Source organism: Kocuria rosea (genome assembly GCF_023715525.1).
Taxonomy (GTDB): domain Bacteria; phylum Actinomycetota; class Actinomycetes; order Actinomycetales; family Micrococcaceae; genus Kocuria; species Kocuria rosea_A.
The window spans coordinates 52,510-68,222 of sequence record NZ_JAMBOG010000020.1 but is presented as its reverse complement, the minus strand read 5'-3'; the positions used below and the strand labels follow the sequence as shown (position 1 = coordinate 68,222).

The 15,713-nt window shown below is 68.8% G+C and carries 13 protein-coding genes and 1 pseudogene; 9 read left to right on the top strand and 5 right to left on the bottom strand.

The window, feature by feature from the left end; translation table 11 throughout:
- Nucleotides 1-257: 257 nt before the first annotated feature.
- The 4 genes from M3185_RS13520 to M3185_RS13505 all read right to left on the bottom strand — a co-directional run bounded on the left by M3185_RS13520 (nucleotide 258) and on the right by M3185_RS13505 (nucleotide 4,241).
- The gene (locus tag M3185_RS13520) at nucleotides 258-1,370 is read right to left on the bottom strand and encodes a zinc-binding dehydrogenase (protein ID WP_251334198.1); all 1,113 of its coding nucleotides are present in this window, start codon (nucleotides 1,368-1,370) and stop codon (nucleotides 258-260) included.
- 155 nt (nucleotides 1,371-1,525) lie between these two features.
- A complete protein-coding gene (locus M3185_RS13515) occupies nucleotides 1,526-2,434 on the bottom strand; it encodes an NAD(P)-dependent oxidoreductase (RefSeq protein ID WP_251334197.1) in 909 nt (302 codons plus the stop codon).
- Nucleotides 2,431-2,838: a 4-carboxymuconolactone decarboxylase gene (pcaC, locus tag M3185_RS13510; protein WP_251334196.1), complete on the bottom strand. Its 408-nt coding sequence runs from the start codon at nucleotides 2,836-2,838 to the stop codon at nucleotides 2,431-2,433. The genes M3185_RS13515 and pcaC overlap by 4 nt, the downstream gene beginning before the upstream one ends.
- A complete protein-coding gene (locus tag M3185_RS13505; RefSeq protein WP_251334195.1) occupies nucleotides 2,835-4,241 on the bottom strand; it encodes an NAD-dependent succinate-semialdehyde dehydrogenase in 1,407 nt (468 codons plus the stop codon). The genes pcaC and M3185_RS13505 overlap by 4 nt, the downstream gene beginning before the upstream one ends.
- A gap of 366 nt (nucleotides 4,242-4,607) precedes the next feature.
- Between M3185_RS13505 and M3185_RS13500 the strand changes: the two genes are divergently transcribed.
- The 6 genes from M3185_RS13500 (at nucleotide 4,608) to M3185_RS17435 (ending at nucleotide 10,635) form a co-directional block, all read left to right on the top strand.
- A complete protein-coding gene (locus M3185_RS13500) occupies nucleotides 4,608-5,504 on the top strand; it encodes a LysR family transcriptional regulator (protein ID WP_251334194.1) in 897 nt (298 codons plus the stop codon).
- Between the two features lie 1,286 nt (nucleotides 5,505-6,790).
- On the top strand, nucleotides 6,791-7,687 hold the full coding sequence (locus M3185_RS13495) for a hypothetical protein (RefSeq protein WP_251334193.1): 897 nt from the start codon (nucleotides 6,791-6,793) through the stop codon (nucleotides 7,685-7,687).
- A gap of 292 nt (nucleotides 7,688-7,979) precedes the next feature.
- A complete protein-coding gene (locus tag M3185_RS13490) occupies nucleotides 7,980-8,441 on the top strand; it encodes a winged helix-turn-helix domain-containing protein (RefSeq protein ID WP_251334192.1) in 462 nt (153 codons plus the stop codon).
- Nucleotides 8,442-9,316: 875 nt separating this feature from the next.
- Entirely contained in the window at nucleotides 9,317-9,790 is a 474-nt protein-coding gene (locus M3185_RS13485; protein ID WP_251334191.1) for a hypothetical protein, read from the top strand.
- Between the two features lie 174 nt (nucleotides 9,791-9,964).
- Nucleotides 9,965-10,108, top strand: coding sequence for an STAS domain-containing protein (locus M3185_RS13480; RefSeq protein ID WP_251334190.1), 144 nt, complete (start codon nucleotides 9,965-9,967; stop codon nucleotides 10,106-10,108).
- A 389-nt stretch (nucleotides 10,109-10,497) separates the two neighbouring features.
- Complete coding sequence (locus tag M3185_RS17435) at nucleotides 10,498-10,635, top strand: hypothetical protein (RefSeq protein ID WP_308222213.1); 138 nt, start codon at nucleotides 10,498-10,500, stop codon at nucleotides 10,633-10,635.
- Between the two features lie 408 nt (nucleotides 10,636-11,043).
- Here the strand turns inward: M3185_RS17435 and M3185_RS13470 are convergent.
- Nucleotides 11,044-11,678 (bottom strand): annotated as a pseudogene (locus M3185_RS13470) (aldehyde dehydrogenase family protein); the annotation flags it as partial.
- Nucleotides 11,679-11,906: 228 nt separating this feature from the next.
- On the opposite strand from M3185_RS13470, the gene M3185_RS13465 reads away from it, so the two are divergent.
- Genes M3185_RS13465 through hpaE form a run of 3 tightly spaced genes read left to right on the top strand, consistent with a single transcriptional unit; the run spans nucleotide 11,907 to nucleotide 15,711 of the window.
- Entirely contained in the window at nucleotides 11,907-13,475 is a 1,569-nt protein-coding gene (locus tag M3185_RS13465; RefSeq protein ID WP_251334189.1) for a fumarylacetoacetate hydrolase family protein, read from the top strand.
- Complete coding sequence (locus M3185_RS13460; protein WP_251334188.1) at nucleotides 13,472-14,161, top strand: GntR family transcriptional regulator; 690 nt, start codon at nucleotides 13,472-13,474, stop codon at nucleotides 14,159-14,161. Before M3185_RS13465 ends, M3185_RS13460 begins: the two co-directional genes overlap by 4 nt.
- Nucleotides 14,158-15,711 carry a 5-carboxymethyl-2-hydroxymuconate semialdehyde dehydrogenase gene (gene hpaE, locus M3185_RS13455; RefSeq protein ID WP_251334187.1) on the top strand — a complete coding sequence of 518 codons (1,554 nt, stop codon included), beginning with the start codon at nucleotides 14,158-14,160 and terminating at the stop codon, nucleotides 15,709-15,711. Before M3185_RS13460 ends, hpaE begins: the two co-directional genes overlap by 4 nt.
- Nucleotides 15,712-15,713 lie beyond the last annotated feature (2 nt).

Genomic DNA, 15,713 nt, shown 5'->3' with positions numbered 1-15,713 from the left:
GCCCGATGCCCGGGGCCATGGCGGGGAAGAACAGCGGCCCGAAGACCAGGGCGGCGGCGGTGGCGTAGACGGTGTATTCGTACCACTCGACGATGGCGCCGATGGTGCCCGAGTACAGGGTGCGGCGACGCACCTGCTCGGGGGTCATGGAGGCGGTGATGGCCATGGAAGGCTCCGTTCCGGAAGGACGGTGGTCGGAATGAGACGGTGGGAGGGGCGGTGGCGGCCGGCGGCTGGGGGCCGACGGAGTGGTCGGATCAGGGCGCAGCGGTTCCGAGAACGATGGCGGCGCGGGTGACTTCGCGCGCCATGGACTTCTCCAGGGCCGTTCCGAGGTCGTCGAGGCTGAACTCGGCGTCGACGAGGCGATCGAAGGCGTAGGTGTTGAGGTTGCGGGCCAGGAAGTCCAAAGCCTTGGCCAGGTAGCGGCCGTCATAGCGGTCCACGTGCTTGATGGTCAGAGCCTTGCGGGTGACGTAGCCGGGATCGAAGGGAACCGTGGACCCGGGGGAGAGGTTGCCCATCACCAGGTAGCGCCCACCGCGACGCAGCTGCTGGAGGCCTTCGCTGAAGGCGGCCGGGACCCCGGTGACCTCCACCGCCACATCAGGTCCACGGCCACCGGTGAGCTCCTTGATGTGGGCCACACGGTCCTCGAGGTCGGGGATCTCGGTGAGGTCCACGACGTCGTCGGCCCCGAAGCGCTGGGCCTGCTCCAGTCGGGAGGCGACTGCGTCGATGACGATGACATGGGCACCACGGGTCTTGGCCAGGGCCGCGGCGTTGAGCCCGAGGCCCCCGGCGCCTTGAATCAGCAGCGTCTCTCCGTACTGCAGGCCGATGGAGTCCAGTCCGAACATGACCTGGGACAGCGCGCAGTTGGCACTGGCGGCCACGGAGTCGGGGATCGTGTCCGGGACCTTGTAGACGTGCTGGCGGGGGTGGATGACGTAGTGGGTGGCGAAGGCGGCGTGGAAGTGAGGGTATTCCTCGGGCTGCCGGCCGAAGAACTGGTAGGCGTTGTCGCAGAGGTTGCGCTGTCCGTCGGCGCAGCGCTGGCACTGCTCACAGGTCTGGAAGTAGGTGCACACCACGCGGTCTCCGACGCTGAGCAGGTCGCCGCGGCTGTCGGTGGCCTTGCCGGGCCCGAGGGAGGAGACCTGCCCGACCATTTCGTGACCCAGTCCGCCGCGCTTTTTCACGGGGTGGCGGCCGTTCCAGATGTGCAGCTCGGACCCGCAGACGTTGGCGCGGGTGATCTCCATGACGAGTTCGCTGGGTGCAGGCTCCGGGACGGGGTACTCGGCGTACTCGAGCACGCGGGGTTCGGCCATGAAGGCCAGGCGGCCCATGAGCGGCGAGGTGGTCATGGTGTTCCTCCAAGATCGGTGGCGTGTCGGTGATTGCTGGGCCGGGGGTCCGGGTCGGCGGTAGGGCTGGTGTGGGTCCGTCGCCGGCGTCGCCCGCCCGTGCGGGCAGAGCCGGCAACAGGGTCAAGGGGTGCCCGTACCTGGTGCGGTGGGGCTCAGTCGACCAGTGTCGTCCTGCTGTCCGGGGCGTGAGTACGGGTGTGGTCGGTACGGTCGAGAATGGCGTACATCTTCGTGTGGTCCTCGGGCCCGAAGCCCTTCTCGACGGTCTGGCGCCACAGGTCGGCGCAGTGGTGGCTCAGTTCGGCCGCTACGCCCAGTTCCTCGGCCAGGGCCAGGGCGATGTTCACGTCCTTGGTCATCAGTCCGATGGGGAACCCGGAGGCGAAGGTGCCCGAGAGCATGAACTGGGCGACCTTGTTCTCGGAGGTGTTGCTGCGCCCGGACGAGGCATTGAGCACGTCGGTGAGGGTCTGCGGGTCGATCCCGAAGCGTTCCCCGATGTGCAGGGCTTCGACGGTCACGGCCACCGAGGCCGCCGAGACGAGGTTGTTCAGCGCCTTGGCTGCGTGCCCGGACCCGGGGGCGCCGACGTGGATGGTGGACCTGCCCATCACCTTGAAGAGCGGCATCGCCTCGTGCAGGTCCGGGACTGCCCCGCCGGCCATGATGGCCAGCTGGCCGTTGACCGCCCCGCGCACACCGCCGGAAACCGGGGCGTCGACGTAGCGCATGCCCTTCTCCTCCAGGACGGCGCCCAGCTGCTGGGAGCGGGTGGGCTCGGCCGAGGACATGTCGATGAACAGGGTGTTCAGCGAGGCCGCCGCCACGACCTGGTCCTGCAGCAGGGCCGCCTCGACGATCGCGGAGGTGGGCAGCATCGTGATGATCACATCGGCGTTCCGCCATCCCGCGGTGGCTGCGGCGGTGGGGTGGGTGGTGAGGAACTTCTCCACCGCCTCGGTGCTGGCATCGTGGACGATCAGCTCGTGGCCGGCTGCGGCCAGGCGCCCCGCCATGGGGAAGCCCATGTTGCCCAGGCCGATGAACCCGATGGTGCTCATGCCTGGGCCTCCGTGGCCGTCGCTGCTTCGGCGTCCATCTCGGTGAAAACCTCCCGGGCCAGCCGGAAGCTCTCCAGGGCGGCCGGGACCCCGCAGTAGACGGCGACCTGGAGGAAGACCTCCTGGATCTGCTCCTTGGTCACCCCGTTGCGGATCGCCCCGCGCACGTGGACCTTCAGCTCGTGCGGGCGGTTCAGGGCGGAGATCATGGCCAGGTTGATCAGGCTGCGCTGGGCGCGCTCCAGGCCCGGGCGGTTCCACACATCGCCCCAGCAGTACTGGGTGACCAGCTCCTGCATCGGCATCGAGAACGCATCGGCCCCATCGAGGCTGCGTTGGACGTAGGCGTCGCCGAGGACCTCCCGGCGGGTGGCCAGACCCTTCTCAAACAGTTCCTGGTTCAATCTGCCACTCCTTCGTCGGTGCCGCCGCGGTTCCAGACGGCTTGGATGTTGGTGAACTCGTGGACCCCGAAGTGGGACAGTTCCCGGCCATAGCCGCTGTTCTTCACCCCACCGATGGGAATCCGCGGATCGGAGACGGCGATGCCGTTGATGAACACCCCGCCCACCTGTAGGCGCCGGGCCACCGCCGAGGCCAGGTCGGCATCGGCGGTCCACAGGCTGGCGGAGAGCCCGAACTGGGAGTCGTTGGCCTTGACGATCGCGTCCTCCAGGTCCTCGGCGAGGACCAGGGAGGCGACCGGGCCGAAGATCTCCTCACGGAAGGATGTCATCGAGGCGGTGACCCCGGCCAGCACGGTGGGTGAGTAGAAGCTGCCCGGCCCCTCGATCAGCTCCCCGCCCACCAGTAACTCAGCGCCCTCGGCGAGGGTGCGCTGGACCTGGGCGTGAATCTTCTGGCGGATGTCCTCGCGGGCGATGGGCCCGATGTAGGTGCTCTCCTCCGTGGGATCGCCCACCGTCAGACTCTCAACCTTGGCCACGAAGCGGTCCGTGAACTCCTGGGCGATCTCCCGGTGGAGGATGATGCGCTTGGCCGCAATGCAGATCTGGCCGCTGTTCTGGAACCGGCCATGGACCGCCGCCTCCACGGCCTCCTCCACATCCGCATCCGCCAGGACGATGAAGGCGTCTGACCCACCCAGCTCCAGGACGCTGCGCTTGACGACCCGCCCCGCCTGGGAGGCGATGGCCGCCCCGGCCCCCACGCTGCCGGTGACGGTCACGGCTGCGATCCGCGGATCCGCAATCGTCGCCGACACTACGTCGTTGTCGGCGTTGAGGACGCTGAAGGCTCCCTCCGGCAGCCCGGCTTCCCGCCACAAGCCCTCGATCGCCACACCGCAGCCGACCACGTTGGGGGCGGGCTTGAGCACGTAGGCGTTACCGCCGAGCAGGATCGTGATGCCTCCGCGCATCACCTGCCACACGGGGAAGTTCCACGGCTCCACCGCCAGCACCGGCCCCAGGGGCAGGTAGGACACGTGGGCCTCGGGACCGATCCGGGTGGGGGTGTCGGCGAGGATGTCCGCCCCGTTCTCGGCGTACCAGGACATCACCCGGGCCGCCTTCTCCACCTCTGCCCTCGACTGGGTGACGGGCTTGCCCATCTCGGCGGTGATCATCGCGGCCAGCTGCTCGAGATCACGTCGCATCAGATCCGCCATCCGAGCCAGGACCTCACACCGCGTGGCAGGGCTGGTCCGGCTCCACTGCTCGAACCCAGCCTGCACCCGGTCCAGGACGCCGTTGAGGTCCTCGGCGCCGACGAAGGGGTAGGTGGCGATCACCTCGCCGGTGGCGGGGTTGCGCGACGTCGCCGTCGCAGATGCTTGGACAGTCACGATTACGGTCCTTTCCGGGGCCGGGTCAGGGAAAGTGCGCGAGGTGGTCCGCTGCCCTCACAGGCACGATGAGAGGCAACGTCCACACGGGGGTCAGCCGGTGGACGGGAGGGCTCCCGTCCGTCCGGCCGGCCCGAACCGGCGACGGCGGGGCCTCCACCACGTCGTGCCGCTGGTGTGGCCTAGAGGTGGATCCGACCCCCGGTCGCTGTGAGGAAGGTGGTTGCTGGGTGTGGTTGATCTCTTGCTCTCATCGGTTCACATCTGTCTCGTCCTGTGCCAGCGACCTCTTGATAAAAGGTTAGGGGGGTGTCATTCTGCTGCGAACAAGCAGTTTCGGAACCTAAACTTCTGGGAAAGAGAACGATGGAGTTCGTCCAACTGGAAATGTTCGTGGCCGTGGCTGAGCACGGCGGGATCACCGCCGCCGCCGAGAAGCTGCTGCGGGCTCCTTCGAATGTGTCCACCCGCATTCGGCTCCTGGAGAAGGAGCTGGGCATGGACCTGCTGCTGCGCGACAAGCGGCAGGTCACTCTCTCGGCCGACGGGGAGGCGTTCCTGGAATACGCCCGACGGCTGATCGACATCGCCGGGGAGGCCAAGTCCCTGGCCACCGGCGAACAGCCCCGCGGCCGGTTCCGCATCGGGGCCCTGGAGAGCACCTCGGCGGTGCGGATCCCGTCCCTGCTGGCCGAGTTTCACCTCAAGTACCCGGCGGTGGATCTCGAACTGGCAGCCGGGGCTTCCGGCATGCTCTTCGACCACTTGCTCAGTGGGCAGGTCAACGCCGTCTTCACCGACGGGGCGCCGGCCTCTCCGGTGCTCACGGGCCTGCGGGCCTTCACCGAGGACCTGGTCATCCTCACCCCCGAATCGGTGGAGATCATCGACGAGGGATTCCGGGCTTCCAACCCCACGGCCTTCGTCTTCGGCACCGTGTGCTCCTACCGGCAGCGGTTCGAGGAATGGATGGAGCAGAGCAGCATCACCCCGGGCCGGGTCGTGGAGATCTCCTCCTACTACAGCATGCTCGCGTGCGTGGCCGCCGGGGCCGGGATCTGCATGATGCCGCGCAGCCTCTACGAGACCCTGCCCGGCGGCAACCGCGTCACCTGCCACCCCATCGAAGGCGAGCTGGGGAACGTGGAAACCTGGCTCACCTGGCGCCGCGACGCCCGCTCCGCCAACCTCCGGGCCTTCGTGCGCCAGACCAAGGAGCACTTGGCGCACCTCGCCGACCAGCAACCGGCTGTCGCCGCATAGCATCACCGTCCTCGCCCAACCCCTGTCACGCACCGTAGGCGGGAGACTCACCCCGTTCGCAGCACCCGTGCGACACCCATCCGCTGGGCCTCGTACCGTTCCTCAAGCTCCCACCGGCGCTGCTGTTCGGCGCGCCGGCGGGCCATCACCTCGCCCCAACGCCCGGACACAACCAGTAGGGTCTGCAGGTCGCTGGTCAGCGGGTCGTTCGCGCCGTCGGGTTGAGTGCTCCGCGAGGTCGGGGAGCACCACCATGGCGCTCCTGGCGTGTCGTGTTAGTGGGCCACTACGACATCCCGGGTAAAGGTGGTGAGAAGGCCTCATGCAGGCAGTGCGTGGTGAGGTCGGCGGTGGTGCCGTAGTCGCAGTGATGGTTGTCAGCCACATGGATGGCCTTGAGAGCCAGGTGTGGTTGGCGCTGTCGCAGTGGTCGTCACCACGCTGGACGGGCTGAGAGGCTCGACGCAGAACCTGCTCACCCTCGTCGAGGAACTGCACAGCAGGGCGCGTGTCCGAGAGGTCTGAACCCCGAGGGGGTCCATGGTCTTCACCGTCATGGCGACCTCGACGCAGATGGAGCTGGAAATCGAGCGGGAGTGGACCACCGACCCGGTGGGCCGAACGGCGGATCGCCGGCCACCCAGGTCGTCCGCGACCTGGGAATGTCAAGAGGTCCCCTCTACCGGCGGATTCGGGACCTCACCATGCCGACAACCATTTGAGCGAACGGTTGTCGATGAATTGGGCGAGGCGTGGGTTCCTCCGTCCGGCGACCGCAGAGTGCTGGACGGGTGCGGCAGGCGATCCCCTCGCGTGCACGGTGTGGCTCGCAGGACTTCATGGGATCTTGAGGATTGCTCAACGGGAGCGCAAGGTGCGGCACGGACCCTGGGGACAGGACGGTCCCGGAGGTGCCGGGGCCGCAGATACGGCTCGTGGCCGGGATCCTGGGGGTGCCGGGGGAGCCTGGCGCACCGGGGGAGTCATGAGTTGGAGACCCAGAACGGAAGGATCCGACCTGGCGGGTGCTGCGGGTGGTGCCCGCAGGTCCTCCAGGCGGTCGGTGGGTGTTGACGCGGCCCGTGGGCTGGCGCTGATCGGGCTGATGGCCGTGCACGTCCTGCCCGGCCGCGGCGACGTGACCCAGGAGCCGACCGGATCGTCCCTGTTCTTGTCGGGGAACTCGGCGGCGCTGCTCACCTTGCTGGCCGGGGTGGGGCTGGCGCTGTCCTGCGGGGGGGCGGTTCCCGCACACCGGCAGGTGGCTGGCCGCCGACCGGGTGGGGGTGGCCGTGCGGGCGGTGCTCATCACCGTGGTGGGCCTGGGGATCGGTACGGTGATGCCCCAGGACGGCCCGGTGGACAGCCTCTTGTTCTCCTACGGGGTGTTGTTGCTGCTGGCGATCCCGTTCCTGCACCTGTCCGCGGCGGCGCTGTTGACCTGCGCGGCGGTCTTCTGGCTCGTGGGTCCGCTGCTGGTGCAGGCCCTGGCGGAGGTCCTCCCCGTCCACGTCTCCTCCCGGACGGTCGCCGATGTGGTGGGCGAGCCGGGTGGGACGATCTGCCAGCTGCTGCTGACCGGCGCCTACCCGGTCCTGCCGTACCTGGTCTATCTGCTGGTCGGACTGGGCGTGGGGCGGGTGCACCTGCGCGAGCAGGCGGTCCAGATCCGCCTGCTGGTGGTGGGCGCAGGACTGGTGGTCTTCGCCGGGGCCGCCCCCTCCGTCGTGGACTCCGCCTTCGGCGGGTACGGCCGTTTGCCCCAGACCGGGGGGATGAGCCAGGACGAGCTCGGGGAGGCGCTGGTGCGGGGGCCGGGTTCGTTGCCCACCGACACCTCGTTGGCGATCGCCGCCGGCCTGGGCGTGGGACTGCTGGTGCTGGGGGCCTGCCTGCTGATCGGCAGGAAGTCCGGGGCGTGGTTGTCGCCGCTGTCGGCGATGGGTGCGATGGCCCTGACCCTGTACACCGCCCACCTGGTGGCGGTGTCCCTCGGGGTCGGCCACGGCCTGCCCTACACCTGGGTCGTCCTCCATCTGGGGGCGGCGGCCTGGTGCGCCCTCGCCTGGCAACGAGCACTGGGCCAGGGACCGCTGGAACGGGTGGTCAGCACGAGTGTGGGCACCGCCCGCCGCACCGTGCTCCACCGCCCCCACCGCAACCACTGGCTCTACCAGCAGTGAGCACCGATCGAGGCGGACTCTCCCGGGCCGTGCCTGCCGCAGCGGGCGGACTCCCCGGTGGGGAGGCACTCGGCGCGGCAGATTCGCCAGATCATCATCGACACCGGCTGCCGGACCCTTCGGCAACCGGGCTTCCGACCGGTCCGTGGGGTTCTTCGGCCAGCGGGCCGGTCCTGGACCCAGGAGCCACCATGGTCGTGTCCCTGACCGGTCGGGCCCCGGTGGTTGACGAGGAGATCGATGTGGCGCGGTTGATCGAGGGTACCTGCGCAAGGCCGGTCTGGAGGTGGTCGTGCGGCACGAGGAGAGCGAGGCCGTGGCCGCGGACGACTACGTGACCACACCGTTCAGCCCGCGCGAGCTCGTGGCCCGGGTCCAGGCGATGCTGCGCCGCTCCCGCGGCCGCGCCCGTCCCGACGAGCCCGCGGCCGGGTCCGATCCGGCGGTCCGGGCCCGGGTGATCGGGGAGCTGGTGGTGGACGAGGCCGCCCGACAGGTCCGTGTGGGCGGGAAGGCGGTGGAGCTGACGCGGATCGAGTTCGACCTGCTGGCCGCCCTGGCCGCCCACCCGCAGCTGGTGCTCTCCCGCCGGCAACTGGTGGAGATGGTCTGGGACGCGCACTGGTCCGGGGACGCCCACCTGGTGGATGTGCACATCGGGCGGATCCGCAAGAAGCTCGGCGACGAGGCCGCCAGCCCGCGGTTCATCCACACCATCCGCGGCATCGGCTACCGGATGGGGACCGGGCGATGACCACCACGGGCCGCCTCGTGTCCGGGGGCCCGCTGACAGTGCGGCTGATGCTGGCGCAGATCTCGGTCCTGCTGGCCGGTCTGACGATCGTGCTGTGCACGTGAACGCATCACCGATTCGGTGGCTCAGCGCAGAGTCACCGGCAAGGGCTCCGGCGGGCGGCGTCCGACGTTCACGGACTGCCAGATGCGCTACGCGCTGCGGCTGACCGAGGCGGGAGAGCCGGTGACCCAGGTGGCCCGGGAGCTCGGCATGTCTCTGGCCTCCTCTGCCGGTGCCTCCAAGAGCTGCCCCCGGCGAAGGTATGAGCCCGAGTGCGCGGGTGCCTCGCACGGAGCGTGGCACTGGGACCACGGGCAAAGGGGTGGGGAAGATTTCCCCGGACCGTGGAGCAGGTGACTAAAACCTGTCACACTCATTCCACGTGTATCCCCATTCACGTGTGTGAGAAAAGCCGGACCCCATGGCCCGGCTTTTCTCACGCCCCCGGGAGGTCCTGTCGAGGGTGCCCGATAACTTCCAAGTCTCCAGCCCTTTTGTAAAAGTAAATAGTGTCAAATACATGGAGGGTTGTCCGCGTCCAGGAAACATACTCGGGATCACCTTCGTAAATTCGGTGCGGCCCTGATTTGCTCTTGTGACAATAAGGTCGTTTCGGCGACCGCGCCGCCGACCGCGCGCTGACTGGGGGAAGGAGCAGGGAAGGCTCCTGCGGGCCAGCGCTTGGAGAACAGGACCTCACTGTGTTCCCGACCGTAAAAACTGCTGGGTTAACACATGGGAAATTTGCTTGTGCGCGCGGTTTGCTATCGCCTACTCTGAGGCCACTGGCTTCGCTATCGGGAAGTCTCGTAATCTATTGAGGGGGAATACAGATGGACACGCTGCACAAGACACTGGCCGGGGCCGCTCTGGCCGGTCTGCTCGTGACGGGCGGGGCCTCCGCTCCGGCGTTCGCGGGGGACAACAAGGGCGACGACAACGGCGGCTACAGCCACGACAAGGACCACGGCAAGGACCGCGGCAAGGGCAAGGACCGTGACCGCGACGACGAGACCAAGAACGGCGAGGTCGACGTCAAGGTCAAGTACCGCCACCACGGCAAGTGGAAGGTCAAGGAGTACGAGGACGTCAGCCTGAAGAAGGCCGCCTCCATCGCCAAGGACAAGGCCGACGGCGGCAAGTGGGACAACTACTACCGCGACGCCAAGTACACCGACAAGACCGACAAGACCGTCAAGACGGTCGACAAGAAGTGGGTCAAGGTCTACTTCGAGCAGGACGAGGACAAGGACCACGGCCACGACAAGGACAAGGGCCACGGCAAGGGCAACGGCCACAAGCACTGAGTCCAGGCCCTGACCCGCTGAGGGTGCCCGTCCACCGGACGGGCACCCTCAGCCGTTCCCCGGGGTCAGCGCCGCGCCCTGACCGGGTTGACGGCATCCAGCGGCGCGAGACCGCGGCCAAGGCCCTGAGCGACGGGGCCCGGCGTGTGCTGGGATCTGGGAGCCACAGAGATCATGGACTTCTCGGGGCCGGGGGCGCTGATCGGGTCCCTGGAACTGGCCCGGCGGGCTGGCGGTGACCTGCGGATCGCCAACGAGAGCCCGGCGGTGCGGATGCTCCTGGAGCTGACCGGCATGGTCCGGGTGCTTACCCCCTAGCCCAGCGCTGAAGAAGCCTTGTCCGCCCCCTGAAGCCAGCGATCACCAAGCCTCACCCCGGTGGCCGCCATGCCCGGGTCTCGTCGTGGTCGTCGTGTCGAGTGGTTCGTTCCGGACCCCGTGCCTGACGAGCTGTGCCGGCAGAGAGGCGGAGACCACGGACGCCGACCAGCGGAGGGAGGAGCCGGCGGCACACGATGCCACGGCAGCTGCGCAACCATCAGGGGAGGGGCATTGTTGTCAGGGCGTCGTGTCGTGTCATGGCGCTGCCCAGACACCACATCAGTTGGTCGTGCAGGTCCGGAGGCGGATCCGTCGACGCGGAACATGCTGGCCTTCGCCCAGCAACTACGGAGCGGGGGGCGGGTGCTGAACCGGGTGGGGGAGACGTGGACACCGCCACCCCGGTGGTCTTCGAGGTCATGGCCGCCCTGGCCCAAATGAAGTCGAACAGCGGACGTGAACGCATCACCGACTCGGTCGCCGAACGGAGAGCTGCCGGCAAGGACCTCGGCGGACGGCGCTAGACCTTCATCGACTCCCAGATCCGCAGCGCCGTCCGGCCGATCGAGGGCGGGGGGGCCGACCACCCAGGTGGCACGGGACCCCGGGATGTCCAGGGCGACCCTCTGCCGACGGACCCGAGGACTGCCCGTGGCCAGTATTCGAGCGAGCATGTCCCCGCGAAGAGTGGGCGTGCCTGCACACTCAACGGATTCATCCTGCCCCGGCGCCGTCCCTGATTGTTCGTTCTCATCGTGGGTGGGTCAGACCCGAAGACCTCCCGTCGCCCCTGGTGCGTCATCCGTGACCCCGTCGTCCTGGACGTGGGCGGGCGGCGAGAAGTTCACCTGCGGGGAGCGCATGCCTTCAGATGGGTGAGTACGAAAGCGGCGCCGGCTCCCCCTTAGGGGTCGGCGCCGCTCGAGTGGGTGCTTGGGGCCCTCCACGCCGAACTCCGGGCCGTAGCCGGACTGCTCGGTCCCGCCGAAGGGGACGCGGGGGTCCACGGCTTCGTGCTTGTTGATCCACACCGTGCCGGCCCGGATGCGGGCGGCGACCTCGCGGGCCTTCTCCGGGTTGGCGGACCACGCCGAGGCACCCAGGCCGACCTCCAGGGCGTTGGCCATCGCGATCACCTCGTCGATGTCCGAGTACTTGATGAGGGGCAGGCGGGGCGGAACTGCTCCTCGGCCACCAGCGGGTTGTCATCGTCCGATTCGGCCACCAGGGTCGCCGGGAAGGAGTACCCCGGCTTCCCGGTCTCGGGGTTGCCGCCGAGCAGCACGCGTCCGCCACCGGCCCAGGCCTGCTCCACCAGGTCGGCCACGACGTCGTACTGGGCCTGGTTCTGCAGCGGGCCCATGACGTTGTTCTCGTCCCGCCCCACGCCCGCCCATCGGCACCTTCGCGGACACCTCGGTCAGCGCCTCGCACGCGGCGTCGTAGACGTCTTCGTGGACGTAGAGCCGCTCGAGTGCGGCACAGGTCTGGGCGGTGCTGGTGAACTCCCCCGGAACAGGTCTTCTGCCATGGCCGCCGGATCCACGGCAGGCGGATCCCGTCCACCTTCACGGCGGCGTGCAACGCGCGCACCTCGCCGTGATCTCCCCGGAGCCTGCAGCGACAACGCGCATCCCTGCTTCCGAAGCCATACGCATGCGCGCCCCTCAAAGGAATCCCGCAGGGGTGGCGCGAAGCACTTCGTATCAGATACGATCCTGCTCATGAGATCCGGGCCACACCGTTGGAGGTGTACGACCCGGGTCACCTCCGAAGACCACGAAGGCAGGACGGCATGGCAGAGACGACACCGGCCCCTCCCGGGGCCACCGGGGCCATTGACTTCACCGATCGGGCGAACCGCCCCGGAAAGGTCATCGCCCTGCACCTGAACTATCCCTCCCGCATCGCCCAGCGGGGCCGCTCTCCGAAGTTCCCCGGCTACTTCCTCAAGGCCGGAACCTCCATCGCCCGGACCGGGGACACGATCGAACGCCCGGCCGGCACCGAGCTGCTGGCCTACGAAGGGGAGATCGCCCTGGTCATCGGTCAGACGTGCCGCCGCGTGCGCCCGGAGGAGGGCTGGTCCAAGGTCTCGGGCATCACCGCCGCCAACGACTGGGGCCTGTACGACCTGCGCCACGCCGACAAGGGCTCCAACGTCAAGAACAAGTCCGGGGACGGCTACACCCCGCTGGGCCCGAACCTCATCCCGGCCGCCGGGATCGATCCGGCCGCGCTGCGCATCCGGACCTGGGTCAACGGGAACCTCGTCCAGGACGACACCACCGAGGCGCTGGTCTTCCCCTTCGGCCAGCTCGTGGCGGACCTGTCCCAGCTCATGACGCTGGAGGAGGGCGACGTCATCCTGACGGGCACCCCGGCCGGCTCCTCCGTGGCCCAGCCGGGCGACGTCGTCGAGGTCGAGGTGGACGCGCCCGAGGCGCCCGGCGCTCCCTCCAGCGGCCGGCTGGTCACCCGCGTGGTGGCCGGCGAGGAGCCGATGGCGCCCTACGGGCACGGCCCGCAGGTGGACGACACACAGCGGGAGGAGGCCTGGGGATCGCGCGAGGCCGCCGGACTGCCGCCGGCCGCAGCGGACACGGAGCCGTACCACTATGTGCCCGACTCCCCGGCCCCCGACCGCAGCCTGCTCACCGAGGAGCTCACCGCGAAGATCAACGAGACGGCCGTGGCCACCATCACCGCGCAGCTGCGCAAGCGGGGGATCGACAACGCCACGATCGACGGCGTGCGGCCCACCCATCCCGGCCGCCGCATCCTCGGCTACGCCAAGACACTGCGCTACGTGCCCAACCGGGAAGACCTGTTCAAGGCCTTCGGCGGCGGGTTCAACGCCCAGAAGCGCGCCATGGACACGGTGCAGCCGGACGACGTGGTGGTCATGGAGGCCCGCGGTGAGAAGGGAACCGGCACCCTCGGCGACGTCCTCGCCCTGCGCGCCAAGGTGCGAGGCGCCAACGCGGTGATCACCGACGGCGGCGTGCGGGACAGTGCCGCTGTCGCCGAGGTCGGCATCCAGGTCTACTCCAACGGCGTCCACCCGGCCGTGCTGGGCCGCCGCCACATCCCCTGGGAGGTCGGCGGCACGGTGGCCTGCGGCGGGACCACCGTCCAGCCGGGCGACATCGTCATCGGTGACGACGACGGCGTCGTGGTCGTCCCTCCCCAGATGTTGACCGAGGTGATCGCCGACGCCTGGGAGCAGGAACAGCAGGACGCCTGGGTGTATGACCAGGTGGCCGCAGGCCACCCGGTGGACGGACTGTTCCCGCCCAACGCCGAATGGAAGCGCAAGTACCAGGAGCACCAGCAGTCGCGCACCGGACAGGACACCCCATGAGCGCCGAGGTCATCCTGTCCAAGGCGGAAATGGCCTACCAGGCCATCCTCGAGGGGATCCAGCAGGGCCGTTTCGCGCCTGGCAGCCGCCTGGTGCTGGCCCAGCTGGCCGCCGAGCTGAAGATGTCCGTGGTGCCGGTGCGCGAGGCCGTGCGAATGCTCCAACAGGACGGCCTGGTGGCCTATGAGCGCAATGTCGGTGCCACCGTGGTGGGCATCGACCCCGTGGAGTACCGGAACACCATGGAGACCCTGGCCCTGGTCGAGGGATTCTCCACCGCCCAGTGCGCGCCGCTGGTCACCGAAGCCGACCTGCAGCGGGCCCGTGGGATCAACGATCAGATGCGCCGGGTGCTGGAGGAGTTCGACCCGGTGCAGTTCACCACGCTGAACAAGCAGTTCCACTCCACGCTCTACGAGCACCACCAGAACGCACACATCCTCGACCTGGTGCACCGCGGCTGGAACCGGCTGGCCGCCCTGCGCTCCTCCACCTTCGCCTACGTCCCCGGCCGGGCCCGTGCCTCCGTGGACGAGCACGAGCACCTGCTGGACCTCATCGCCCAGGGCGCCTCCTTCGAAGCCGTCGAGGCCGCCGCGCGGCAACACCGCCTCAACACGCTCGACGCCTATCTGGCATCACGGACCACACCTCACGACGCTGCACGCCGAAAGGACACACCATGAGCACCGAGACCACCCCCGACAACGCACAGCGCTGGGTCCCGGCCAACCTGCCGGGAAAGATTCAGCACTACATCAACGGTGAGCACGTCAACTCGATCGACGGTGACACCTTCGACGTGCTGGACCCGGTCACCAACCAGCCCTACCTCAAAGCCGCCTCCGGCAAGGTCGCCGACATCGGCGCCGCCGTCGCCGCTGCCAAGGACGCCTTCCAGAACGGCCCGTGGCCGGGCATGCTCCCGCGCGAACGCTCCCGGGTGCTGCACAAGGTCGCCGACATCGTGGAGTCCCGTGGCCAGGATCTGGCCGAGATGGAGTGCTTCGACACCGGCCTGCCGATCGCCCAGGCCCGCGGCCAGGCCCGGCGCGCCGCCGAGAACTTCCGGTTCTTCGCCGACCTGATCGTCGCCCAGGCCGACGACACCTACAAGGTGCCCGGACGCCAGGTGAACTACGTCAACCGCAAGCCGATCGGGGTGGCCGGGCTCATCACCCCGTGGAACACCCCCTTCATGCTGGAGTCCTGGAAGCTGGGCCCGGCGCTCGCCACCGGCAACACCGTGGTGCTCAAGCCGGCCGAGTTCACCCCGCTGTCCGCGTCCCTGTGGCCGAGCATCTTCGAAGAGGCCGGCCTGCCGAAGGGCGTGTTCAACGTCGTCCACGGCTACGGCGAGGAAGGCTTCGCCGGCGACTCCCTGGTCAGGCACCCGGACGTGCCGCTGATCTCCTTCACCGGCGAGTCCCGCACCGGCCAGATCATCTTCGGCAACGCCGCGCCGTACCTGAAGGGGCTGTCCATGGAACTGGGCGGGAAGTCCCCCGCCGTCGTCTTCGACGACGCCGACCTGGACGCCGCGATCGACGCGACGATCTTCGGCGTCTTCTCCCTCAACGGCGAACGCTGCACCGCCGGCTCGCGCATCCTGGTCCAGCGCGGCATCTACGACGAGTTCGTGGAGCGCTACTCCGCCCAGGCCGAGCGCGTGCGGGTCGGCCTGCCGCACGAGGAGAGCACCGAGGTCGGTGCCCTGGTGCACCCCGAGCACTTCGAGAAGGTCATGTCCTACGTGGAGATCGGCAAGGGCGAGGCCCGTCTGACCGCCGGCGGCGGCCGTCCCGAGGAGTTCCCGGAGGGCAACTTCATCCGGCCGACCGTCTTCGCCGACGTCGCCCCGGACGCCCGGATCTTCCAGGAGGAGATCTTCGGCCCGGTCGTGGCCATCACCCCGTTCGACACGGACGAGGAGGCGCTGGAGCTGGCCAACAACACCAGGTACGGCCTGGCCGCCTACATCTGGACGAACGACCTGAAGCGGTCCCACAACTTCGCCCAGAACGTCGAGGCCGGCATGGTGTGGCTGAACTCCAACAACGTCCGCGACCTGCGCACCCCCTTCGGCGGTGTGAAGGCCTCGGGCCTGGGCCACGAGGGCGGCTACCGCTCGATCGACTTCTACACCGACCAGCAGGCCGTGCACATCAACCTGGGCGAGGTCCACAACCCGGTCTTCGGCCGCCAGGAGCAGGCCGCCGAGGAGCTCCAGGCCTGACC